This window comes from Bacillus methanolicus, assembly GCF_028888695.1.
Classification (GTDB): Bacteria; Bacillota; Bacilli; order Bacillales; family Cytobacillaceae; genus Bacillus_Z; species Bacillus_Z methanolicus_B.
Window position 1 is genome coordinate 2,148,566 of sequence record NZ_PNFF01000001.1, and the last position, 22,462, is coordinate 2,171,027.

Annotated in this window: 19 protein-coding genes and 1 other annotated feature (1 of these 20 only partly in view); of the genes, 1 reads left to right on the forward strand and 18 read right to left on the reverse strand. The window is 40.5% G+C overall.

All coding sequences use genetic code 11. The annotated features are described in order from the left end of the window. Window positions 1-16 precede the first annotated feature (16 nt). From C0966_RS10785 to zapA, 16 genes are all read right to left on the reverse strand, one after another. Window positions 17-868, reverse strand: coding sequence for a glycosyltransferase family 2 protein (locus tag C0966_RS10785; RefSeq protein WP_274855453.1), 852 nt, complete (start codon window positions 866-868; stop codon window positions 17-19). After that, the gene (locus C0966_RS10790; protein ID WP_274855454.1) at window positions 861-2,330 is read right to left on the reverse strand and encodes an ectonucleotide pyrophosphatase/phosphodiesterase; all 1,470 of its coding nucleotides are present in this window, start codon (window positions 2,328-2,330) and stop codon (window positions 861-863) included. The genes C0966_RS10785 and C0966_RS10790 overlap by 8 nt, the downstream gene beginning before the upstream one ends. Beyond that, window positions 2,327-3,256 (reverse strand): lysylphosphatidylglycerol synthase transmembrane domain-containing protein, encoded by a 930-nt coding sequence (locus C0966_RS10795; RefSeq protein WP_274855455.1) that lies wholly within the window; start codon window positions 3,254-3,256, stop codon window positions 2,327-2,329. The genes C0966_RS10790 and C0966_RS10795 overlap by 4 nt, the downstream gene beginning before the upstream one ends. Continuing rightward, on the reverse strand, window positions 3,240-4,190 hold the full coding sequence (locus C0966_RS10800; RefSeq protein ID WP_274855456.1) for an NAD-dependent epimerase/dehydratase family protein: 951 nt from the start codon (window positions 4,188-4,190) through the stop codon (window positions 3,240-3,242). Before C0966_RS10800 ends, C0966_RS10795 begins: the two co-directional genes overlap by 17 nt. 137 nt (window positions 4,191-4,327) lie before the next feature. Then, entirely contained in the window at window positions 4,328-5,533 is a 1,206-nt protein-coding gene (locus tag C0966_RS10805) for a hypothetical protein (protein ID WP_274855457.1), read from the reverse strand. 382 nt (window positions 5,534-5,915) lie between these two features. Next, the gene (gene trxA / locus C0966_RS10810) at window positions 5,916-6,230 is read right to left on the reverse strand and encodes a thioredoxin (protein ID WP_274855458.1); all 315 of its coding nucleotides are present in this window, start codon (window positions 6,228-6,230) and stop codon (window positions 5,916-5,918) included. 179 nt (window positions 6,231-6,409) lie between these two features. Next, window positions 6,410-7,405 (reverse strand): electron transfer flavoprotein subunit alpha/FixB family protein, encoded by a 996-nt coding sequence (locus C0966_RS10815; protein ID WP_274855459.1) that lies wholly within the window; start codon window positions 7,403-7,405, stop codon window positions 6,410-6,412. 19 nt (window positions 7,406-7,424) lie between these two features. After that, entirely contained in the window at window positions 7,425-8,198 is a 774-nt protein-coding gene (locus C0966_RS10820) for an electron transfer flavoprotein subunit beta/FixA family protein (protein WP_274855460.1), read from the reverse strand. 136 nt (window positions 8,199-8,334) lie between these two features. Next, window positions 8,335-9,108, reverse strand: coding sequence for an enoyl-CoA hydratase (locus C0966_RS10825; protein WP_274855461.1), 774 nt, complete (start codon window positions 9,106-9,108; stop codon window positions 8,335-8,337). A gap of 50 nt (window positions 9,109-9,158) precedes the next feature. Then, window positions 9,159-9,755 carry a TetR/AcrR family transcriptional regulator gene (locus C0966_RS10830; protein ID WP_274855770.1) on the reverse strand — a complete coding sequence of 199 codons (597 nt, stop codon included), beginning with the start codon at window positions 9,753-9,755 and terminating at the stop codon, window positions 9,159-9,161. A 219-nt stretch (window positions 9,756-9,974) separates the two neighbouring features. Next, a complete protein-coding gene (locus tag C0966_RS10835; RefSeq protein ID WP_274855462.1) occupies window positions 9,975-11,678 on the reverse strand; it encodes an AMP-binding protein in 1,704 nt (567 codons plus the stop codon). Between the two features lie 296 nt (window positions 11,679-11,974). Beyond that, window positions 11,975-12,379, reverse strand: a complete 405-nt coding sequence (locus tag C0966_RS10840) for a DUF350 domain-containing protein (protein ID WP_274855463.1) — start codon at window positions 12,377-12,379, stop codon at window positions 11,975-11,977. An 18-nt stretch (window positions 12,380-12,397) separates the two neighbouring features. Beyond that, window positions 12,398-14,755 (reverse strand): endonuclease MutS2, encoded by a 2,358-nt coding sequence (locus tag C0966_RS10845; protein WP_274855464.1) that lies wholly within the window; start codon window positions 14,753-14,755, stop codon window positions 12,398-12,400. Window positions 14,756-14,777: 22 nt separating this feature from the next. Then, complete coding sequence (gene polX / locus C0966_RS10850; protein ID WP_274855465.1) at window positions 14,778-16,508, reverse strand: DNA polymerase/3'-5' exonuclease PolX; 1,731 nt, start codon at window positions 16,506-16,508, stop codon at window positions 14,778-14,780. Between the two features lie 73 nt (window positions 16,509-16,581). Then, window positions 16,582-17,124 (reverse strand): CvpA family protein, encoded by a 543-nt coding sequence (locus C0966_RS10855; RefSeq protein ID WP_274855466.1) that lies wholly within the window; start codon window positions 17,122-17,124, stop codon window positions 16,582-16,584. A 6-nt stretch (window positions 17,125-17,130) separates the two neighbouring features. Beyond that, window positions 17,131-17,391 carry a cell division protein ZapA gene (zapA, locus tag C0966_RS10860; protein WP_004438750.1) on the reverse strand — a complete coding sequence of 87 codons (261 nt, stop codon included), beginning with the start codon at window positions 17,389-17,391 and terminating at the stop codon, window positions 17,131-17,133. A 218-nt stretch (window positions 17,392-17,609) separates the two neighbouring features. On the opposite strand from zapA, the gene rnhC reads away from it, so the two are divergent. After that, window positions 17,610-18,536 carry a ribonuclease HIII gene (rnhC, locus tag C0966_RS10865; RefSeq protein ID WP_274855467.1) on the forward strand — a complete coding sequence of 309 codons (927 nt, stop codon included), beginning with the start codon at window positions 17,610-17,612 and terminating at the stop codon, window positions 18,534-18,536. Window positions 18,537-18,694: 158 nt separating this feature from the next. Here the strand turns inward: rnhC and pheT are convergent, their stop codons facing one another. Further along, entirely contained in the window at window positions 18,695-21,109 is a 2,415-nt protein-coding gene (gene pheT / locus C0966_RS10870) for a phenylalanine--tRNA ligase subunit beta (RefSeq protein ID WP_274855468.1), read from the reverse strand. Between the two features lie 21 nt (window positions 21,110-21,130). Next, window positions 21,131-22,168 (reverse strand): phenylalanine--tRNA ligase subunit alpha, encoded by a 1,038-nt coding sequence (gene pheS, locus C0966_RS10875; protein ID WP_274855469.1) that lies wholly within the window; start codon window positions 22,166-22,168, stop codon window positions 21,131-21,133. 60 nt (window positions 22,169-22,228) lie between these two features. Beyond that, window positions 22,229-22,462 (reverse strand) — a binding site (T-box leader); it runs 15 nt beyond the window's last position.

A 22,462-nucleotide genomic window follows, 5' to 3' on the forward strand; every position in this document is an offset into this window, starting at 1 on the left:
TCTCCCTCCTACACTGTTAATGATAATGATTATCATTGTTTATGTCAATGTGCCGTTCCAAATTATTCACAAAATTATCATATTTTTGTTTAAAACCGCTATTTTTTGTCAAATTATTTTTGTTTACTTGTTCCAAATACTCATTGGTACTTTGATCAATTCTCACCTTTTTGACAGGGCGCAGCATTTCTTTCATAATAGCCGGAAGCACAGACCTCAAATATTTCTTAAATGTAATAAACGATTGCCCTGTTGTCCGTACTTGATAGCGAATCGGAACTTCCTTTACCCGAAACCCTTTTCTGACTAAATTTAAAGTCAGCACCTGTGCATAGTTATAGTCATGGATAATTTCAGCATGTTCCATTGCCTGTCTGGAAAAAGCCCTCATGCCCGATTGGCCGTCATATAACCATTTCCTTAATAAGACCGATTGAAGAAAAGTAAAAAAATAATTCCCTAAACGCCGATGGAGCTTCATTCCATGAATCGTTCCCAAAAAGCGGGATCCCATTGTGTAATCAGCTTCCCCATCAATAATAGGTTGTAATAAATCAGGAATTTGTTCAGGAGGATACTCGCCGTCGGCATCGATCATAACTCCGATATCTGCACCTCTTTCATAACATTCCTTTAACCCCGCACGAACCGCAGCACCAAGTCCTCTATTCTTCTCAAAACTTACTATATATTCTACTCCTGTTTCTTTCGCTATATTCACAGTTCTGTCCTTTGAACCGTCGTCAATCACAAGCACTTTCACATCGATCTGGGGGTGAAAATGACGAGGAATGCGTTTTATGACATCCCCGATCGAAGCTTCTTCATTAAAAGCAGGCAAAAAGACAATGACATGTTGTTTACGCATGTTTAACCTCATCCTTTTCTTCATTCATTGCATCAAGGAGCACTTTCCCCCTGCTGTGGCTTGGATATGGAGCTCCAAGCAAATAAGCAATGGTTGGTGCAACTGACACAAGGCTATGTTTCTCCTCTACTTTTTTTCCTTTCGCGATATTCGGACCATATAAGAAGAACGGAACATATCGCTCTCCTTCATCTAAATGGCCGTGGCCGCCGATCCCATCTGCTTGTCCATGATCCGCACAAATGAGAAGAGTCGTATTATTCATCTTTCCTTCCCGTTCCAGCCATTCGACAAATTGTTGAACGTGTGTATCAGCTTCCTCGATTTTTTGCAAATATTCATCGTACAAAACGCCTCTGCTGTGTCCTGTTTGATCAGTGGCAATCAATTGAACGACCAATAAATCAGGATCCTGCTCTTCCATGATCTTTTTCGCTCTTTCGATAATATTTGCATCGGCTTCATCATTATTCATAACTGCCGTTACCGTTTCGACATCATCGCCCATCGAGTCGACTAAATGGGCAATTCCCAAAAGCCTTCCCGTTTTCCCGATCTTTCGCAGCGAATCAAAGATGCTTTCCACTTTAATTCCAAGCTTCCAAACCATATTGGATGTAATCCCGTGTTCAAATGGATATGTGCCCGTAAACATGGAAGTGAAGCATACAACCGTTCTTGCGGGATAGACGGTTTCCATATTCATATACTCCGTTCCATTCTCCTTTAAATAGTCCAAGAATGGAGTATTCGCTTCATAAAAACGTTCTTTCCGCATTCCGTCAATCACAATGACAATAACTTTGTCTGATATTCCTTTAACAGGAATTGGGGCATTATTCGTATATTCCTGATAGATGGCCGGCTTCCAATCAAATAAATTCCGATGAAGAATCAAAGCAAAAAGAAAAACGAATCCATAAAAACCGAACAATTTTAACACGTTTCCATCCAGCCATAAAGGGGTCTCTTGATAGATCATTTCCCAAACAGACAGGATGAGGAAAAACTTCGGGAGCTGCTCCTGAGCGTTTCCACTGGTGGAATCACTGTTTTTTAATACAAGCTTCCAAAAACGGGTAAAATTCAGCCAAGACGTTCCAATTCTTAAATGATAATAAAGCGTTCCCCAGAAAAAGACGGTAAAAAAGAAATAAAGCCCTGCAGAAAAGAGAAGGAGCGGAACACTCACTTCTTTCCAAATGATCAGGAAAACAACGAACGGGATCCACAAATAATTCCGCAAAAATAACGGAAAGTCATATATAAAATAAATGGCTAAAAGAGGAACAACAAATAAAAAAGCAAGAAACAGATCTTTTGCAGCTGATAAATCGTTTAGATCGCTAATATGAAACAGAAGCATCGTTCCAAACACGAAAATCGGTGTAAACGGCTTTCCTTCATTTAATAAATTCCAGCATCTAGCTGCAAACTTTTCAAACTTTGACGCACTTTTCACTTCCCCTTCACTCCTTTCTGTCTTATCCAGCTTTTTAGTACATTGATTGGAACAGGGAATATGCAAATCGCGGCAAAACCGGCCAGATAAGAAAAAATAAATTTTAAGCCATGCGTTAAAATTGCAATCGTATACCCTTCTTTAAATGAAAAACCGATGAACCCAAGAGCGAAAGACATGAATGCTTCATAATTGGCAATGCCGCCAGGTGTAATTTGAAACACCTGGCCTGCAATGGTTACACTGTTCGCCCAAACTGCACCCGGTAAAGAAATTTCTTTATTAAGGGTAAAAATAGTCCCATAGAGAACAGCTGCTTCCAGAATCCAGCTTGCCAATGTCAATAGAAAAACCTGTATGCCATTCATTCCTGAAAGCGCACTTTTTAATATAGCGACATGACGATTTATAAAAATAGGAAACTGCTTTTTTAACAGCGGCAAGGCAATGAAACTTATCACCAGCATAAAAAATAGAGCCCAAAAAGGAATGCGGTAGTGTATATGAAAAGCGAAAATCCCGATCAAAGCAATTCCTGATAAACAAAGCATATCTAATACTCGTAAAACAAATACAGAATGCAATGATTCTTCAGCCGTTATATGTTGATCACGGGCAGGCAGCACTCCTGCCCTCGCCAAGTCTCCTACTTTTACCGGAAGGATATGGTTGAGAAACAGGCTGTAAAAGAGACCTGCGAGACATGATAAAAAGCTGGGCCTTCCTTTCAAATATATTTTCCATGCGAACGCTTTTAAGACGAAAGACAACAAATAAACAAGCAGGATAAGGAAAATGATAGACGGCTTTTTCCAAAGTACTTTGCTGCTTTCCCATAAGTCCCCGAAATCAAAAAAATTGTACGTTAATGTGATAAAAACAAAAAGAATGAGAATAGATGGAACATTCTTAAAGAAGTTTTTCATTTTTCATTGCCCATTCAACTGTTTTTGAAAGGCCGGTTTTAAAATCCATTTGAGGATTATAGCCTAATACACGATTGGCTTTCGAAATATCCGCCCATGTTGCATGAACATCGCCTTTCCGCTCGGCTTCCCAATTCACTTTCATGTTTGGAAAAAATGGTTTCAACTCACTTAATAGCATCTCCATCGAAATAGCTTTGCCGGATCCAAGGTTGAGAATTTCACTTTTATCTAACTTCGTCATGGCAAGGTAAATCCCGTTAATAATATCATCTATGTACGTATAATCGCGGCTGCTCCCTTTTCCAAACACTGTTATTTCTTCATGACGGAGCAGCTTTTTAATAAAAGAAGCAATCGCCATATCCGGACGTTGCCATGGGCCGTAAACGGTAAAAAACCTCAATATTTTTACTTTAAAACCGTAAAGATGTTCATACACATGACAAAAGGATTCTGCTGCATATTTTGAAGCGGCATATGGAGAAATCACTTTCCCAACCGCCATATCTTCCCGTAAAGGAATTTCTTGTTGATTTCCGTAAACGGAAGACGATGAAGCAAATATTACTTGGTTTACTTTCGATTCTCCTGAGGCTTCCAGTACATTAATCGTTGCTTTTATATCATAGTCTACATATTCAAGAGGGGTTGAAATCGAATATGCTACCCCAGGCAATGCCGCTAAATGAATAACCGCTTCGGGGGAAATTTGCTTAAATAAGGACATTGTTTTCTCTCGATCCAATAGATTGACATCGAAAAATTGAAATGATCCAAAGTCTTGAATGTTTTTAAGATGCTGTTGTTTCCTTTCAGGAGAGTAATAAGAATGCAGGCAATCGATAATAAAAACTTCATCATTTTTCTTCATGAGAAGCTGTGCAAGATGACTTCCGATAAAACCGGCTCCGCCGGTTATTAACACCTTCATTTCTACACCTCATTTGTTGAACTAAACCAAAAGCCATTTTATCATAATCGGGATGAAGTTCCCATGTTTCTCCCTTCTAGCTTCTCTAACATGAAGAAAGCCGCATTATTTTGCGGCTTTTCGTTTTACTTCATACTCTATTGAAGCAATTGCTCTACTGCTTGTAGAACAGCATCGCTGTGTGCTTTTGCGTCATCTTTTTTGTTTTCGCTAATGTTGTTGTACCATTCTTCAGCATGTGTGAATGTTTCTTTTGCTTTTTCTTCACCGAGCTTATTCTTTAATTGTATTTCAAGTGCTTTTACAAACATATTTCCTTCAAGGGCTTCCGTTTTTGCTTCTACTACATTATTTTCTTCTAACGCTTTCGGAGCTTTTTCATAATAGCCTTTTATTTTTCCAACGATCGCTTTTGTAAATAAAGCATTTACGTCTGCTGCTTTGATCGTTTTCGGGTCAGTCGCATCAAGCGAGAAAATTTCGTTCAGTTTTGCCGCTGCAGCCTCATCGCCGCCTGATAAAGATTCTTTAATCGCCTGCAAGAATCCCCATGCTTCCGCTTGCATAATTTTCAACTCGGCTTCATCTTTACCTTCTTTCACTGCGGCTTCAATTTTTTCCGCATAAGAATTGGCTGCTAAATAAAAGCTTTTGTAAATGGATTTATCTGTTAATTGAACGAGAACATTAAAGTCTTCTGCTTTATTTGCTGTTAATGCTTCTTCCTGCGCAGAAAGACCTGCATTAATATTTTCGACAATGCTTGATTCACTGGTTAATTGATAGTAATTATCTCGCTTTTCAGCTGTTGGAATAAAGATTTCATTTGCAAGATGTTTTACTTGTTCGAAAGCAAGCTTTGCATCTTCTTGTTTTCCTTCATTAATTGCAGCAGCAGCTTCTTTTTGCAAAGCCTTTTGTTTTTGATAGAAGTATGATTGAGTCGTTTTGTCCACTAATTGTTTTGCTAGTACCGGATCTAATTCACCGGATTTTCCTGCCTCAATCGCTGTTTGGATTGTTTGATCATACTCACCATTAATTTCACTTACCGCTTCTTGCAATCCGGATTTATATTTTTCTAAAACACCATCCCAATCAACTTCTTTTCCTTCTTCAGCTTTTTCAAGCTCTGTTTTCATCTCTGAAAAAGTTGTTACTTGCTTTGCTGTATCTGTATCTTCAATTTTGATTTCTTTTGTTTCTTCTGCAGTTTCTCCAGATTTTTCCTGGACTTTCTCTTCAGGCTTTTCTGCAGTATCACCACCTGCATTACATGCAGTTAATACCGTGCTTGCAATGAAGAAGCTTGCAAAAATGCGTCTTAATTCTTTCTTTTTCATATGTATCCTCCAACAATCATAATAATTTTTTCACTGATAATGATTTTCATTAATAATTATAAAGAGAATGATTTTCAGTGTCAACGAAAACTTATAAAAAATTGTGGCAAATTATGAACAAAAGGCGCAAGCGCCCCGATTAGCCCCGACAAGCACAAGACGAATCACGCAAGAGTCGATAGACTCTGGAGTGATTTGGCTTGTGACCTCGAGGGGCTGGGCGCTGGAGCCAGATTACGACAAACTCATTTCAAAGTTATACACAACGATGAAATTTATAATTTCCTTTACAAAGAAAAAACTGACCTTCAGCCGCTTTATAGCAACTTTGGGTCAGCCTCTAATTAAAGATTTTAATTTCGCCTATTCAACATCTTTTTAATTAAGCGTGTCTGTTTATTACTTCTGCAAGAGCTTCTTTTGGCTGGAAACCAATAACTTTATCCACTACTTCACCGTCTTTAAAAAGGATTAAAGTAGGAATGCTCATTACGCCAAACTTAGCAGCTGTTTCTTGATTATCGTCAACGTCAAGTTTAACGATTTTTACTTTGTCTCCCATTTCTTGATCTAGCTCTTCCAAAACAGGAGCAATCATTTTACAAGGGCCGCACCATGGAGCCCAGAAGTCTGCAAGTACTAATCCAGAACTTGTTTCAGCAGCAAATGTTTGATCTGTAGCATTTACTATCGCCATTTTACATGCCTCCTAAGATTTAATAAAATACTAACGAAAGTATATCACCGTTTATCATTTCTTTCTAATGATTTGCTTCGTATTCAATTTACCCTTATTTTCAACAACTATTCTTCCCATAGCATAGCCTTCTTTCAAAACAAGAAATCACGCAGCAACGGATCTGACCCTCATGATTATTAAGAGCGAACTTTTAACTTTTTAAATTCTTCTGTAAGCATCGGAACAACCTCAAATAAATCTCCGACAATTCCATAATCAGCGACTTTAAAGATGTTTGCCTCCGGATCCTTGTTAATTGCTACAATGACTTTCGAGTTGGACATACCGGCTAAATGTTGAATGGCTCCTGAGATTCCGCAAGCGATATAAAGATCAGGTGTTACCACTTTACCGGTTTGGCCGATTTGCAAAGAGTAATCACAATAGTCAGCGTCGCACGCACCGCGGGAAGCACCGACAGCACCGCCAAGTACTTTCGCAAGTTCTTTTAGAGGCTCAAAGCCTTCTGCGCTTTTTACTCCGCGCCCGCCGGCAATAATTACTTTTGCTTCTGATAAATCGACGCCTTCACTTGTTTTGCGCACAACTTCTTTAATAATCGTACGCAAGTCTTTAATTTCGACGCCTAACGAAGTAACCTCTCCATTCCGTGAATCATCCTTTTCAAGTGGGGCGATATTGTTAGGACGTATGGTTGCAAAGATTAATCCGTCAGTCACAATTTTCTTTTCAAAGGCCTTTCCGGAATATATTGGTCTTGTGAACACTAGGTTGCCGCCTGCTTCTTCAATTCCGGTAACATCAGAAATCAAGCCGGAATTTAGTTTACTGGCAATTTTCGGTGATAAATCCTTACCCAATGCCGTATGTCCGAAAACAATTCCTTCTGGATTTTCTGATTCAATTACTGCCATTAATGCTTGAGAATATCCGTCCGGTGTATATTGTTTTAATTTTTCATCTTCAACGACAACTACGCGGTCAGCTCCGTAATGGATCAATTCAACACCTAAAGCGCTTACAGCATCGCCCACTAATACTCCGACTACTTCGCCGCCTTCAGCTACCGCTTTTGCAGCAGCAATGGCTTCAAAAGAAACGTTGCGTAATGAACCATCACGGACTTCGCCTAATATTAATACTTTTCTCGCCATTTGTTTTACCTCCTGCATAGAAATGTCAAGTTCACGTTTAGACTACTTTCGCTTCAGTGTGTAGAAGATGAACGAGCTCTTTCACTTGATCTGCAATTTCCCCTTCAAGAATCTTTCCTGCTTCTTTTTTAGGCGGCAGATAAATTTCAATCGTTTTTGTCTTTGCTTCAACATCATCTTCATCGAGATCAAGATCATCAAGCTCCAATTCTTCGAGCGGTTTTTTCTTCGCCTTCATGATTCCCGGCAAAGATGGATATCTCGGTTCATTTAAACCTTGCTGAGCAGTGACAAGAAGCGGAAGTCTTGTTTCAATGACTTCTGAGTCTCCTTCTACATCTCTGACAACGGTTACATTGCTTCCATCGATTTCAAGCTTTGTAATCGTCGTTACGTACGGAATGTTTAACAATTCAGCTACGCGGGGTCCAACCTGTCCTGAGCCGCCGTCAATTGCAACGTTTCCGGCAAGAATTAAATCAACTTCTTTGTCTTTCAAATATTCAGCCAAAATTTTAGCAGTTGTAAATTGATCGCCATTCTCAACATCATCTTCAGTATTAATTAATACAGCTTTATCGGCTCCCATTGCCAATGCTGTACGCAATTGCTTTTCTGATTCTTCATTACCGACGGAAATGACAGTTATTTCGCCGCCGTGGGCATCGCGGACTTGAATCGCTTCTTCAATTGCGTACTCATCATACGGATTGATAATGAACTCGGCGCCATCTTCATTGATTTTGCCGCCGGAAATGGTGATCTTTTCTTCAGTGTCAAATGTTCTCTTCATCAATACAATGATGTTCATGTTTCCCCCTCCTAAGTAATTAAACATTTCATCAGTTCGAAAGATTAAAAAAAATTTAAGACAAACAATATCAGACAACTAAAAAAACATGCCAGTGGAAAGACAGAAATTCACGACCGCATGTTATGCCAATCATTTACTTTCCTTTAAATGAAGGCTCTCTCTTTTCAATAAATGCACGAATGCCTTCTTGCCCATCTTCGGATACAAACACTTTTCCGAATAGCTCGGCTTCTTTTTTAACTCCACTATAAAACTCTTCCGATTTTGCATAGTTTAATAGCTGGATGGCCGCTTTAATCGAAACAGGGCTTTTCTTCGCAATTTTTTTCGCAATCCGGTATGCATGGTCAAGCAACTCGCTTTCAGGATATGCATGGTTGGCAAGCCCATATTGGACTGCTTCTGTTCCGGTGATCGGCTCGCTCGTAAACATCATTTCCGCTGCTCTCGCAATTCCGACATAGCGAGGAAGGCGCTGCGTGCCTGCAAATCCTGGAATTAAGCCAAGCTGCAACTCTGGTAATCCCAGCTTTGCATTTTCGCTCACAAGGCGGAAATGGCACGCCATCGCAAGCTCAAGCCCGCCGCCAAGAGCAGCACCATGTATGGCTGCAATAATTGGTTTGCTGAAGGTTTCGATTCGTTCAAATAAATTCTGGCCATATTCAGCCAGATTGGCGAAGTCGTCTCCCGTCTGAATCGTAGTAAATTCCTTAATATCTGCTCCCGCAGAGAAAAACTTTCCCTCTCCATGAATCACAATGACTCTAATATTGTCATTTGATTCCACTTCGTCCAATACAGCTGATAATTCTTTCAACAGGCTTGAAGAAAGAGCGTTTGCCGGCGGCCTCTGAATTGTAATGGTTGCCACCATATCTGAATGCGACCAACTTATGTTTTCCACTTTTATCCCCTCCTTAATTGCAAAAGCTACCCCTTTGATCTGAACAAAAGCTACCCCTTTGATCTGAAACCTCTGCATCCGTGAATCAGCAATTCGTGGACTTTTTCAGAAAGAGCGGTCAGATCGTATTTTTGATCATTCATGACCCATGTTGTGACAGTTTCATCTATGGTTCCAAAAATCATTTGCCTTGCTAACCGGATATCTAAAGCACCGGAAAATTCTCCGTTTTCTATTCCTTCGATTAAGATTTTATCGACTACTTTTAAATATCTTTTCAACACTTCGTTAATCTTCAGGCGAAGGTCTTTATTCGATTGTCTAAGTTCCAGCTGGGTAACAATGGCAAGATGAGGATCATCGGCAAGCATTTTAAAATGATTTTCAATCAAAGTTAATAACTTCTCTGCCGCTGTCTCTTTTCCTGCAATTTCTTCCTCAATTTTTTCTACAAAATAGCCCATTTTATCTTGAAAGAGAGAAATAAGAATGTCCTCTTTGTTTTTGAAATATAAGTAGATCGTTCCATCCGCTACTCCGGCTTGTTTGGCAATTTTCGATACTTGTGCTTGATGATAGCCATTTTCAGCTATGACGATCACTGCAGCATCGATAATTTGCCGGTATTTTGGTTTGTTTTTCTTCAACACTTTCAACCCTTCCCTCTACTCAGCGCCTCAGCTAAATCTTCTTCAATACATTTGACTTTGTTAGTAAAATGAATGAATAATCATTCATATTTTTATAATAATTCTGTCAATTTTATATGTCAATATAATATCATATATTTATTCTGGTATACTACATAATAATGAGACAAGCACTAATTATCAAAAAAGAAATTGCCGATAAACGGCTTCAAAAGTTTAAGCCTGTTTCTTTTGATCTTCTTCCATCTTCTTTTTCTCTTCATCTACTAAAGCTCTTCGCAAAATCTTACCGACAGCTGTTTTTGGAAGTTCATTTCTGAATTCATACGCTCTCGGAACTTTATAAGCTGCGAGGTGTTTTCGCGCAAATTTATCCATTTCTTCAATTGTAATTGAAGCTCCTTCCCGTAACACGATGTACGCCTTAACAGTTTCTCCTCTGTAAGGGTCAGGAATTCCAGCCACCACAACCTCCTGAACATCCGGATGTTCATAAAGGACTTCCTCAACCTCGCGCGGATAGATGTTAAATCCTCCGGCAATAATCATATCCTTTTTCCGGTCAACAACGTAAAAGTATCCATGCTCATCCATATATCCGAGGTCTCCGGTTAACAGCCATCCGTCACGCAGCACTTGGGCTGTTTCCTCCGGCTTGTTCCAATAGCCTTTCATAATCTGCGGCCCTCTGACTGCGATTTCTCCAATTTCCCCCGGAGGCAGCTTTTCACCTGTTTCAATCGAAAAAATGCATCCATCTGTATCCGGCCACGGAACACCGATACTGCCTTTTACTCTTGGACGGTCCCAAAGAAAATTTGAATGTGTTACAGGGGATGACTCAGTCAATCCATAGCCTTCAACAAGCTTTCCTCCTGTCACTTCCTCAAATTTTTGCTGTACTTCCAGCGGCAACGGAGCCGACCCGCTAAGGCAGGAATCGATCGATGAAAGATCATATTTTTTAAGCTCAGGATGGTTTAACAATCCGATATAAATTGTCGGAGCTCCCGGAAATAACGTGGGCCGCTGTTTTTGAATCGTCTTTAATGTTGTTTCAGCATCAAATTTCGGTAAAAGAACCATTTTATATGCCTGCATGACAGAGAGAATTAGAACCGTTGTCATTCCATACACATGAAAAAATGGAAGGATTCCAAGGACGACTTCTTCCCCGCGCTTGCATTTATAAAGCCATGCCTGGCACATTACAGCGTTAGCTACGAGATTTTTATGTGTAAGCATAACACCTTTCGGAAAACCTGTCGTTCCGCCCGTATATTGGAGGAGTGCAAGGTCTTCTTCGAAATTCAATTCATACTCTTTTACCCGTCTTGACGGCTGTTTTAAAATTTCCGTTAATAAATGATGATTGCCTTCATGTTTGACATCAACAACAATTCCATAATGCTTTTTTTGAATAAATGGATAAATAAGGTTTTTCGGAAAAGGCAAAAAGTCTTTGATAGCGGTTACAATTATATGCTCTAAATCCGTATGAGGCATTACTTTAGATACCTTTGGAAATAAAATATCAAGGGTGATGATGGCTTTAGAGCCGGAATCTTTCATTTGATATTGAAGTTCCCGTTCCATGTACAATGGGTTTGTTTGGACTACGATGCCACCGGCCATTAAGATTCCATAATAAGCGATAACAGATTGAACTGTATTTGGAAGCATAATCGCAACCCTGTCACCTTTTTTTATGCCGAGTTCCTGTAAATATCCGGCAAGTTTAACTGCAGATTCTAAAAGTTCTTTATATGTGATTTCTTTCCCCATAAAATGGATCGCGCATTTTTCGGGAAAATCTTGAGCAGCATTTATTAAATATTGTTGCAATGGTTCACTGTCGTAGGTTAATGATGAAGGGATTTCTTCCGGATAACTTTTTAGCCAGGGCCTATTCTCTGACATACTGTCCCCTCCTTTTTCACTAATTTTTTGAACATTCTAACTCTTTCCATTTAATTATAATACAACGGTCATTCCATTACAATTAGAATAACCAATACCAATTTCCAATATCACTGTGGTTCCGCTACTTTTTTGAGAATAGAAAAAGCCGCTCTTATAGAGAACGACTTTTGAAAAAGTAATTAGAATAGGGATTTTATGCAAAAAACATTAAATAAATGACCCCGATTGCTGCAAATGCAACACAAAGAACGAGCAGCACTTTTGCTAACGTCTCCAACTCGCAAACTCCCTTCTTATATTCCCGCACCGATAACGTAAGACAGCCCTATTGATATAACCATTGAAATAAAGCCGACTGCCCGGTTATCATTTTGAATTTCCTCATCTATTCTAAATTTAGGAGTTAAAAACTCATAGATAAAGTACCCTGCCAGCAATAGAGCAAACCCGAACACTCCCCAGCCGATCATCGAAAAAAGACTGTCATGCTGAATAATAGAATGGCGGAATATATTTGCTATCCCAAATATTTTGCCGCCTGTTGCCATTGCAACAGACAAGTTTCCCTTTTTGATTTCCTCCCAGTTTTTGTAATTTGTGACAAGCTCAAAAACAGTTAAAAATACAATCGAACATAAAATAACAACGCTGTAATATGCAGCTATTTGTACATATTCATTCTCCCAAAATCCGTTCATATTGGTTACTCACCGCCATTATTTAAATTCAACAACTGTAACTCCTGTTCCGCCTTCTCCCGCCTCACCGAAGCGGATTTTTTTTACGGCACGGTGATTTTTTAAATATTCCTGAACTCCTTGCCTTAGTGCACCGGTTCCTTTGCCGTGAATGATGGATACCCGAGGATATCCTGCCAATAGCGCATCATCGATGTATTTTTCAACTTTTAACAATGCATCTTCATATCGTTCGCCCCGCAAATCAAGTTCAAGGCTGACATGGAAGTCCCTCCCTTTTACAGTTGCAATTGGTTTTGTTTCTGCCGGTTTCGGACTGTTGATCAATTCCATGTCCGATTCCTCTACTTTCATCTTTAAAATTCCAATTTGCACCTGCCACTCCGAGTCAGAAATTTTCTCAACAAGATGACCTTTTTGGTTGAAACTTAAAACCTTAACCTCATCCCCAGGCTTGAAGACGTGTTTTTTATCCTTGAGCTTATTCCCTCTGCTGCTTTCTCTTTTTTCAGGCGCAGCTTCATTAAGTCTTCTCTTTGCTTCGATCAACTCATGTTCTTTCACTTCGGCATGTTTTTCAATGCGCATTTTCCTTAATTCCCTGATGATCTCTTCCGCTTCCTGCTTTGCTTTTTCCACAATGACCCGGGCTTCTTGTTCCGCTTTTTCATATAAAGAGTCCTTATATTCATAAAAAGCGATCATTTGCTTTTGTAGATCTTTATGGAGCTTTTCCGCTTGCTTTAACAATTCACTTGCTTCTTCAAGCTCTGCTTCCGCCTGGCGTCTGCTTGATTCAAGCGAAGCGATCATGTTTTCAACTTGGCTGCTGTCAGTTCCTACATAAGAGCGGGCATTGTTGATCACTTTCTCATCAAGACCGAGCCGCTTTGATATTTCAAACGCATTGCTTCGCCCCGGCACTCCAATCAAAAGCTTATAAGTCGGACTTAATGTTTCAATATCAAATTCGACGCTTGCGTTTACGACTCCTTCCCGATTGTAGCCATATGCCTTTAATTCAGGATAGTGGGTTGTTGCAATTACTTTTGCACCGCGTTTATAAACTTCGTCCAATATAGATATTGCCAGCGCGGCACCTTCCTGCGGATCGGTTCCTGCTCCAAGCTCATCGAAAAGAACAAGGCTGTTAAAATCGACCTTATTTAAAATGTCAACAATATTTACCATATGGGAAGAAAAAGTACTTAAACTTTGTTCGATTGACTGCTCATCACCGATATCCGCATATACGGATCCAAAAACAGCCATTTCCGAACCGTCTAAGGCCGGAATTTGCAAACCCGACTGAGCCATAAGCGTGCAAAGGCCGACAGTTTTTAATGTGACCGTTTTTCCACCTGTATTTGGTCCGGTAATAACGATTGTAGAAAAATCTTTTCCTAATGAAATATCATTCGGTACCACTTCATCAATTGGGATTAAAGGATGGCGCGCTTTAATTAAAGAAATCCTTCCTTCATTATTCATGAGAGGCTTTGACGCTTTAATTTTTCCGCTGTATCGCGCTTTTGCAAACATAAAGTCCAGTTCTGCCAAAACAAGAACAATGGTTTCCAGCTCACCGCTATATTCGCCGACTTTTTGGGAAAGTTCATGCAAAATGCGTTCGATTTCCTGTTGTTCTTTCACACGGGTAGCTTGAAGGTCATTATTTAATTGTACAATTGCCTGCGGCTCAATAAACAATGTTTGTCCAGATGAGCTCTGGTCATGAATGATCCCGCCGTAATACGTGCGGTACTCCTGTTTAACAGGGATAACAAAGCGGTCATTTCGAATCGTTACAATGGCATCAGAAAGCATTTTCTGTGCATTTGAAGAACGGATCATGCTCTCCAGCCGTTCACGGACACGGGCTTCCTTTGTTCGCAGCTGCTGTCTTAAAGACCTTAATGTTTCACTGGCACCATCAAGGACTTCACCGCTTTCATCGATTGCATGTTTGATTGCCTCTTCCAGTTCTGCCAGCACGATGATCCGTTCAGCGTATTTTGCTAAAATCGGAAGATCATTTGTTTCTTCATTCAATTCTTCAATGAATCTTTTTAATTGGCGGCTCGCATGAACGGTACTCGCTACTTGAATTAATTCTTGAGGGCTCAAAGACCCGCCAATTGCCGCTCTTTTCGTATGGGGGCGTATATCGAAGATTCCCCCGAGCGGTACATTGCTCTTTAACCGGAGCACTTTAACTGCCTCATCTGTCTCTTCTTGAAGTTTTACGACTTCGTGAAAATCAGAAGACGGCAGCAGCTGTTTCACTTTTTCTCTTCCTAATGAGGATGAAGCATGTTCAATAAGCTGTTCTTTTACTTTATCAAATTCCAAAACCTTTAATACCCGTTGATGCATGGAGATTGTTCCTCCTTTTATCTCATTGTTGCTTTTCATTCCGGCGGTACAGAAAATCAAGCAATTTATTTATGTCTAAAGCATTCAGCACAGAGCTTTTTTGAATCCATCCTTTTCTTGCAGCTGATACTCCGATTTCCATATGGGAAAGAGTGTCCATATTATGCGCATCCGTATTGATAGCGATCATGACTCCTTTTTCTTGAGCTTTTTTCAAATGCTCTGCAGCCAGGTCGAGACGATTCGGGTTTGCATTAAGCTCGAGCGCCGTATTTGTTTCCTTCGCCAGTTCAATCAGCATATCGATATCGACTTGATAGCCTTCACGCCGTCCGATCAACCTTCCCGTTGGATGGGTGATAATATCGACGTGAGCATTTAAAAGAGCTGTTTTGAGTCGCGACATGATTTTTTCTTTCGGCTGAGAAAAAGACGAATGAATCGAAGCGATGACAAGATCCATTTCTGCAAGCAATTCATCGTCATAATCTAGTGTACCGTCAGGCAATATATCCATTTCCACACCGGAAAGAATCTTGATATCATCATACTTTTCGTTCAGTTTTTTTATTTCCTCTTTTTGTTTCCTCAGTCTTTCAGGTGTTAACCCATTGGCTACTTTTAAATACCGGGAATGATCTGTTATAGCTAAATATTGATAGCCTCTTTTTCGGCATGCTTCCACCATTTCCTCTATCGAGTGGGCCCCATCGCTCCATGTCGTGTGCAAATGGAGGTCACCTTTCATATCTTCAAGGGAAATGAATTGCATATCTGTTGTAAATTCATCAACTTCCCGGCCATCTTCCCTAATTTCCGGCGGAATAAAAGGCAGACCGAAATGATGATAAAATTCTTCTTCAGTAGAAAAGGTAAGTATTTTCCCAGTTTTCGTATTTTCGACACCATATTCGCTTATTTTTTCGCCCCGTTCTTTAGCCAGCTGCCTCATTCGCACATTATGTTCTTTCGAGCCTGTAAAATGATGGAGGGCAGTCGCAAATTGTGCAGGTTTCACAAGCCGGAAATCAACAGAAACATCGTAATCGTAATCAAAAATAAGTGAAACCTTTGTGTCTCCTGTCGCTATTGTTTCTTTTATGTTCGGAAGCGTCAGTAATTTTTCCTTAACAGAGATGGGTTCATTTGTTGCGATAATAAAATCAAGATCTTTCACAGTTTCTCTCATTCTTCGCAAGCTTCCGGCCCTTGAGAATTTTTCAATTTCCGGGAAGTTCGCGAGCTTTTCTTCAATCGATTCAGCGATCGGAATCATAAAAGCAACCGGCAGGCGTTCAGGTTTTGACCCTGATTTTTCTAATTCCGCAAGGATTTTTTCTTCTGTTTTTTTGCCAAAGCCGGCCAATTCTCTTACTTTTCCTTCGCGGCATGCTGTTTCCAAATCTCCGGCGCTTTCAATTCCTAGTTCTTTATAAAGTTTGGCAATTTTTTTGCCGCCAAGACCCTGAATTTGCAAAAGCGGAATTAATCCTTTCGGAACTTCTTCCTGAAGTTCCATAAGGACAGAGGATTTTCCTTCTTGTACATACTCTTCAATAACTGCTGCCGTACCTTTTCCAATCCCTGAAAGTGATGTAAAATCTTTAATCTCTGTTAAACTCCTGTCATCAGCTTCCAATGCAGCAGCTGCCTTTCTGAACGCCGAAACTTTAAATGGATTTTCTCCTTTTAATTCCATATAAATAGCAATTGATTCCAATAAACGAATGACATCCTTTTTATTTACACCCATTCGTGAACACCGCCTTTTGTCCTCTATCCTCTATTTTTACCATGAAAAGAAAAACTTCTCTGCAAAAGAGAAGTTATGCCGAAACATATTCAATCCAGAGTTCTTTTATTTGCTGCGAGAGAATGGGAGTATTTTCAACTATATTTTTCGCAAAAAAAGAATTGGCGAGCGTCTCCTGGATTGCTTCGATTGGCAACAGGGCAGCTATATATAATAAAATGAACATAATAAGATAGACTTCCGCAAAACCAAGAAATCCCCCTGCAAAAATGTTCAACTGTCTTAAAACCGGCAAATGAGCAACAAAATCGAGCATGGAACCGATGATTTGCAGCAAAATTTTTACAGCAAAAAAGATCGCGGCAAATGCAATCGCCCGATAAAATGCATTTTCTAAATTCTCATTTTCTAGCAGCATCTTTAAAGGAGAATCGCTGCTTAGAGCAGGATATGGAATCCACAAGGTCAGCTTAGGAGCAAGCTCTTCGTAATACATCCTTGCGATAATAAAGGCTATAATGAAGCCGGTAAGGTGAATTAATTGAAGGATAAAGCCTCTCTTTAACCCTATTAAAAATCCGAAGACTAAGATAATAAATATAGCGAGATCCAGCATGACTTTTCAGTCCTTTACTCTTTTTAATTCGTTTTCCAGCCTTTCTAGCCGATCCTTTATTTTTAAATAATCATTTACAGCATTAACTGCAGTTAATACGGCTAATTTGCTAGTATCGAGTGAAGGATTCTTGGAGCTGATTTCACGCATTTTATCGTCAACAATAGAGGCAACCAGGCGAATATGACTTGTGCTTTCATAGCCTACAATGACATATTGTTGCCCGTATATTTCAACTGTAATACGATTTTTTTGTGCATCTGACAACACGAATGCCCCCTTCGTAAGAATCCTAATCTATACTATAACATGAACCGAAAATCGTGGAAAGCTAAAGCATTTGAAGGAAGTTCCCGGATTTTTCAGGGCGGACTTTTAAAATGTGTTTTGCCTTCATAATCGGAAAAGGAAGATTTTTCTGTCGTGCACAAGTGAAAAGGAATAATTTTGTAAATTTACATGTTTTATTTGAAGGAGTGTTAATTTTGAGTAATGTTGTGTTGAAAAAAGACAGATTAGAACTTGAGCAAATAAGAAAATACTATGAAAATTATTTAATAGAAAAAGTACCCCAGGGAGGGCTATTTTCTGCAAAAACCGCAAACTGTACCATTACAGCCTATAAATCCGGAAAAATTATGTTTCAAGGAAATGGTGCGGAAGCGGAAGCGAAAAGATGGGGTGAAGTGGAACAGCCCGTTTCTTCAAATCCTGCCGTCGTTTCTGGAAACCTACCTTCTGAAATAAGCTCCATGTCTGTTATAGGCTCCGATGAGGTAGGCACCGGGGATTATTTTGGCCCGATTACAGTGGTTGCAGCTTATGTAAAAAAAGAAGATATTCCGCTTCTGAAAGACTTGGGTGTAAAGGATTCAAAACATTTATCAGATGAGAAGATCATTAATATTGCTAAACAGTTAATCAATATTGTCCCTCACAGCCTGTTGACTTTGCACAATGAAAAATATAATCAATTGCAGCAATCAGGGATGTCACAGGGGAAAATGAAAGCATTGCTGCATAATCAGGCGATCGGCCATGTTTTAAATAAAATTGCCCCTGAAAAGCCGGAAGCCATTCTCATCGACCAGTTTGTCAAAGAAGACATCTATTTTCAGCATATTAAGAACCAGCCGGCCATACAGAGAGACCTGGTTTATTTCAGCACGAAGGCAGAGGGAATTCACGTCTCTGTCGCAGCTGCTTCCATCATCGCACGCTATGCCTTTATCCGACACTTTGAAAAATTAAGCGAAGCTGCAGGGTTTACGCTCCCAAAAGGGGCAGGCCAACGGGTTGACGAGGCAGCAGCAAAGTTAATCAAAGGAAAAGGCCGGGAGTCACTTTCAAAATTTGTGAAACTCCATTTTGCAAATACGGAAAAGGCAATCCAATTGTCGAAAAAAATGTAACTTTAGCACTTTAAAGCAGCGCGGGCCAGACCCTCAGTGCGTTAACGCGTTAACGTAGTGCGGGCCTGGCCCTCAATACATTAACGCATTAACACATTGAAGTCCGGCTCTCATATAAAGCACGAATAGAGGCAGCCACAATTGGCTGCCTCGTGTTATTATCCGCGCAAAACGGCTCCTGCCTGTTCTTTCACTGCTTGTAATACTTTTTCATGTGCCTTGCTGACGTCCTCATCTGTCAACGTACGTTCCGGATCATAATATTTTAGAGAGAACGCAATCGATTTCTTTCCGGACTCCATATGCTCGCCTTCATAAAGGTCAAACACTTGAACTTCTTTCAGCAAACTTCCGCCTGCTTCTTTAATAATGTTTTTAAGCTCTCCTGCTGTTTTCTCTTTATCAACCACGAGCGCGATATCCCTTGTAATCGACGGGAAGCGTGGGATCGGTTCATAATGCAGCGGAGCAGTTTCAGCTTCTAAAATCATTTTTAACGACAACTCAAATACATACGTTTCTTTTAAATCCATTTCTTTTTGAATGTTTGGATGAATTTGTCCAATAAATCCTGCTCTATTGCCTTTTAGATATACTTCTGCCGTTCTTCCCGGATGCATGCCTTCTACGTTCGCTTGGCGGAACTCAATGTCGTTTTCAAGGCCAAGACAAGCGAATAATCCTTCAAGAATTCCTTTCATAACAAAGAAGTCAACCGGTTTCTTTTCCCCTTGCCAAGGATGAACATGCCACAATCCAGTTACAGCAGCTGCTGCATGCTCCCTTTCTTCCGGTAATTCGTCTGAACCGCTCGCTAAAAATACAGAGCCGATTTCATATAGAGCAACACTGTCAATCTGACGGGCGAGATTATATTTTAAAACTTCAAGAAGCTGCGGCACGATGCTTAACCGAAGCCTGCTTCTGTCTTCACTCATCGGCATTGCAAGCTTAATTGGCTCACGTTTTTCCAACGCGTATTGACCCGCTTTTTCTTCGCTCGTTAACGAATAAGTCACAGCCTGGTAAAGACCGGCACCTTCCAAGAAACGGCGGACAATCCGTCGTTTCTTTTGATAATCAGTAAGTTTACCAGGAGTGGAAGCACTAATAGGCAAAGTTTTTGGCAAGTTATCGTACCCGTATAATCTTGCAACTTCTTCGATCAAGTCTTCCTCAATCGTAATATCTCCGCGGCGGGTCGGTACGGTAACTGTAATCTGCTCATTATCTCTAGTCGTTTCAAATTGAAGGCGTGCAAAAATTTCCTCAACCTGTTCCATCGTTAAATCGGTGCCAAGCACTCTGTTGATTTTCTCCATCGTAACCGAGACGACAGCCGGTTTTATATGCAGATTGTCTGCTTCAACTGCTCCTTCCAGCACTTCGCCGCCGGCGTATTTTACCATTAAATCAGCCGCTCTCTCTGCTGCCTCCCTTACTCTGTTTGGATCGACCCCTTTTTCAAACCGAGCGCTTGCTTCGCTTCGCAATCCGTGATCCTTAGAAGCTTTTCTAACGGTTGCTCCATTGAAATAGGCGGACTCTAAGAGAACTGTTGTTGTATCAGCCTGCACTTCCGAATTTGCGCCGCCCATAACTCCCGCAAGTGCAACCGGAACTGTTCCGTTTGTAATCACGAGGTGATCAGAAGTTAATTCCCGTTTTACACCATCAAGTGTTTCAATGATTTCCCCGTCTTTCGCACGGCGCACGAGTATTTCTTTCGAACCGAGGCGGTCATAATCGAATGCATGAAGCGGCTGGCCATACTCAAGCAAAATGTAATTCGTAATGTCGACTACATTATTATGAGGGCGGATTCCTGCAGCCATTAACCTTCCTTGCATCCATAATGGTGACGGGCCGATTTTTACATTTTTAATCACTTTTGCTACATACAGTGGATTTTCTTCGACAGCCTCCACACTTACTTTTATATAATCGGATGCTTTCTCAGATGAAGGTTGAATTTCAATGGCAGGAAGTTTTACCTCTTTTCCTAAAATTGCCGCAACTTCATAAGCAACACCCAGCATGCTTAAACAGTCAGAGCGATTTGGAGTCAGACCGAGCTCAAGCACTTTGTCGTCTCGATTAAGAAGAGCTATTGCATCCTCCCCTACTTGAGCATCGTTCGGAAATACGAAAATTCCTTCAGCATATTCCTTTGCAACGAGTTTGCTTTCGATTCCAAGCTCCTGAAGGGAACAAATCATGCCATTTGATTCTTCTCCGCGCAGCTTTGCCCGCTTGATTTTAAAATTGCCCGGAAGCACGGCACCAACTTTGGCAACAGCCACTTTTTGGCCTTTGGCGACATTTGGCGCTCCACAAATAATTTGGACCGGGTCACCTTCGCCGATATCCACTAAACATTTACTTAATTTATCTGCATTCGGGTGCTGTTCCCGCTCCATTACATGGCCGACAACTACACCTTTTATGCCTTCGTTCAGCGTTTCAACACCTTCAACTTCAATGCCGCTTTTCGTGATTTTCTCAGCCAGTTCTTCTGCTGTAATTCCTGATAAATCCACATATTCCTGCAGCCATTTATATGATACGAACATGTCTAATCCTCCTGTTTCAATTTATTCAATAACTGAAAATTGCTTTAAGAAACGAATATCATTCGTGTAAAAATGGCGAATATCATCAATGCCGTATTTAAGCATCGCAATTCGTTCAGGTCCCATTCCAAATGCAAATCCGGTATATTTTTTCGAATCAAACCCAGCCATTTCAAGAACATTCGGATGAACCATTCCTGCTCCTAGAATTTCAATCCAGCCTGTTCCTTTACAAACGCTGCAGCCTTTGCCGCTGCATATTTTACAAGAGATATCCATTTCTACAGAAGGTTCAGTAAAAGGAAAGAAACTCGGACGCAAACGAATTTCGCGGTCTTCGCCAAACATCTTTTTCGCGAATACTTCAAGCGTTCCTTTTAAATCGCTCATTCTGATGTTTTCATCAACAACAAGCCCTTCGATCTGCATAAATTGGTGGGAGTGGGTAGCATCGTCATTATCCCTCCGATACACTTTACCTGGACAAATAATTTTTACCGGTCCTTTGCCTTGATGTTTTTCCAGTGTCCGGGCCTGAACAGGTGATGTGTGGGTCCGCAGCAAAATTTCTTCGGTAATATAGAAAGAATCTTGCATATCACGAGCAGGATGCCCTTTCGGGAGATTCAAAGCTTCAAAGTTATAGTAGTCTTTTTCCACTTCAGGACCTTCTGCAACGGCATAACCCATGCCGATAAATAAATCTTCGATCTCTTCAATAATCCTTGTTAACGGATGATGGTTGCCGATTTTAACAGGCCGGCCGGGAAGTGTTACATCTATCGATTCTGAAGCAAGTTTTTGCTGGATCGCCGCTTCTTCAAGGGACTTTTGTTTGCTCTCAATCGCGGAACTGATTGAATCACGCACCTCATTTGCGAGAGCCCCCATCACCGGCCGCTCTTCGGCTGATAATTTGCCCATTCCTTTAAGAACTTCCGTGATCGGGCCTTTTTTTCCTAGATAAGATACACGAATTTCATTTAACTCTTTCAGGTCAGAAGCTTTCTCGACTTTCGCCAGTGCTTCTTTCTGCAATTCTTTTAACCGCTCTTGCATCAAAATTTCCTCCTTTTTACTGTTAGCGTTTTTCCACCATATAAAAAACCTCGCTCCCAATAAAGGGACGAGGTTCAGGATTCGCGGTACCACCCTTCTTAACACGCTTAGCAAAATAACAGCTACAGCGTGTTCGCTTCATTCAGATAACGGCATATGCCGGTGCATCTTTACATTCCTTTTTGGAATGGTCCCGATGCCAACTCCGGAGGTGAACTTCACTTTTTCTTCCCATAAAAATGCTTCCAGTCTAGGCATTTCCTCCCTGAATGGTGAGAAAAAGCTACTTTTCTC

What these genes read in the sequence shown, in the direction of transcription:
- C0966_RS10785 (WP_274855453.1), bottom strand. Translation starts at nt 868, where the DNA reads ATGCGTAAACAACATGTCATTGTCTTTTTGCCTGCTTTTAATGAAGAA.
- C0966_RS10795 (WP_274855455.1), bottom strand. Translation starts at nt 3,256, where the DNA reads ATGAAAAACTTCTTTAAGAATGTTCCATCTATTCTCATTCTTTTTGTT.
- C0966_RS10800 (WP_274855456.1), bottom strand. Translation starts at nt 4,190, where the DNA reads ATGAAGGTGTTAATAACCGGCGGAGCCGGTTTTATCGGAAGTCATCTT.
- C0966_RS10805 (WP_274855457.1), bottom strand. Translation starts at nt 5,533, where the DNA reads ATGAAAAAGAAAGAATTAAGACGCATTTTTGCAAGCTTCTTCATTGCA.
- trxA (WP_274855458.1), bottom strand. Translation starts at nt 6,230, where the DNA reads ATGGCGATAGTAAATGCTACAGATCAAACATTTGCTGCTGAAACAAGT.
- C0966_RS10815 (WP_274855459.1), bottom strand. Translation starts at nt 7,405, where the DNA reads ATGCAGGAGGTAAAACAAATGGCGAGAAAAGTATTAATATTAGGCGAA.
- C0966_RS10820 (WP_274855460.1), bottom strand. Translation starts at nt 8,198, where the DNA reads ATGAACATCATTGTATTGATGAAGAGAACATTTGACACTGAAGAAAAG.
- C0966_RS10835 (WP_274855462.1), bottom strand. Translation starts at nt 11,678, where the DNA reads ATGTCAGAGAATAGGCCCTGGCTAAAAAGTTATCCGGAAGAAATCCCT.
- C0966_RS10840 (WP_274855463.1), bottom strand. Translation starts at nt 12,379, where the DNA reads ATGAACGGATTTTGGGAGAATGAATATGTACAAATAGCTGCATATTAC.
- C0966_RS10845 (WP_274855464.1), bottom strand. Translation starts at nt 14,755, where the DNA reads ATGCATCAACGGGTATTAAAGGTTTTGGAATTTGATAAAGTAAAAGAA.
- polX (WP_274855465.1), bottom strand. Translation starts at nt 16,508, where the DNA reads ATGGGTGTAAATAAAAAGGATGTCATTCGTTTATTGGAATCAATTGCT.
- C0966_RS10855 (WP_274855466.1), bottom strand. Translation starts at nt 17,124, where the DNA reads ATGCTGGATCTCGCTATATTTATTATCTTAGTCTTCGGATTTTTAATA.
- pheT (WP_274855468.1), bottom strand. Translation starts at nt 21,109, where the DNA reads ATGTTCGTATCATATAAATGGCTGCAGGAATATGTGGATTTATCAGGA.
- pheS (WP_274855469.1), bottom strand. Translation starts at nt 22,168, where the DNA reads ATGCAAGAGCGGTTAAAAGAATTGCAGAAAGAAGCACTGGCGAAAGTC.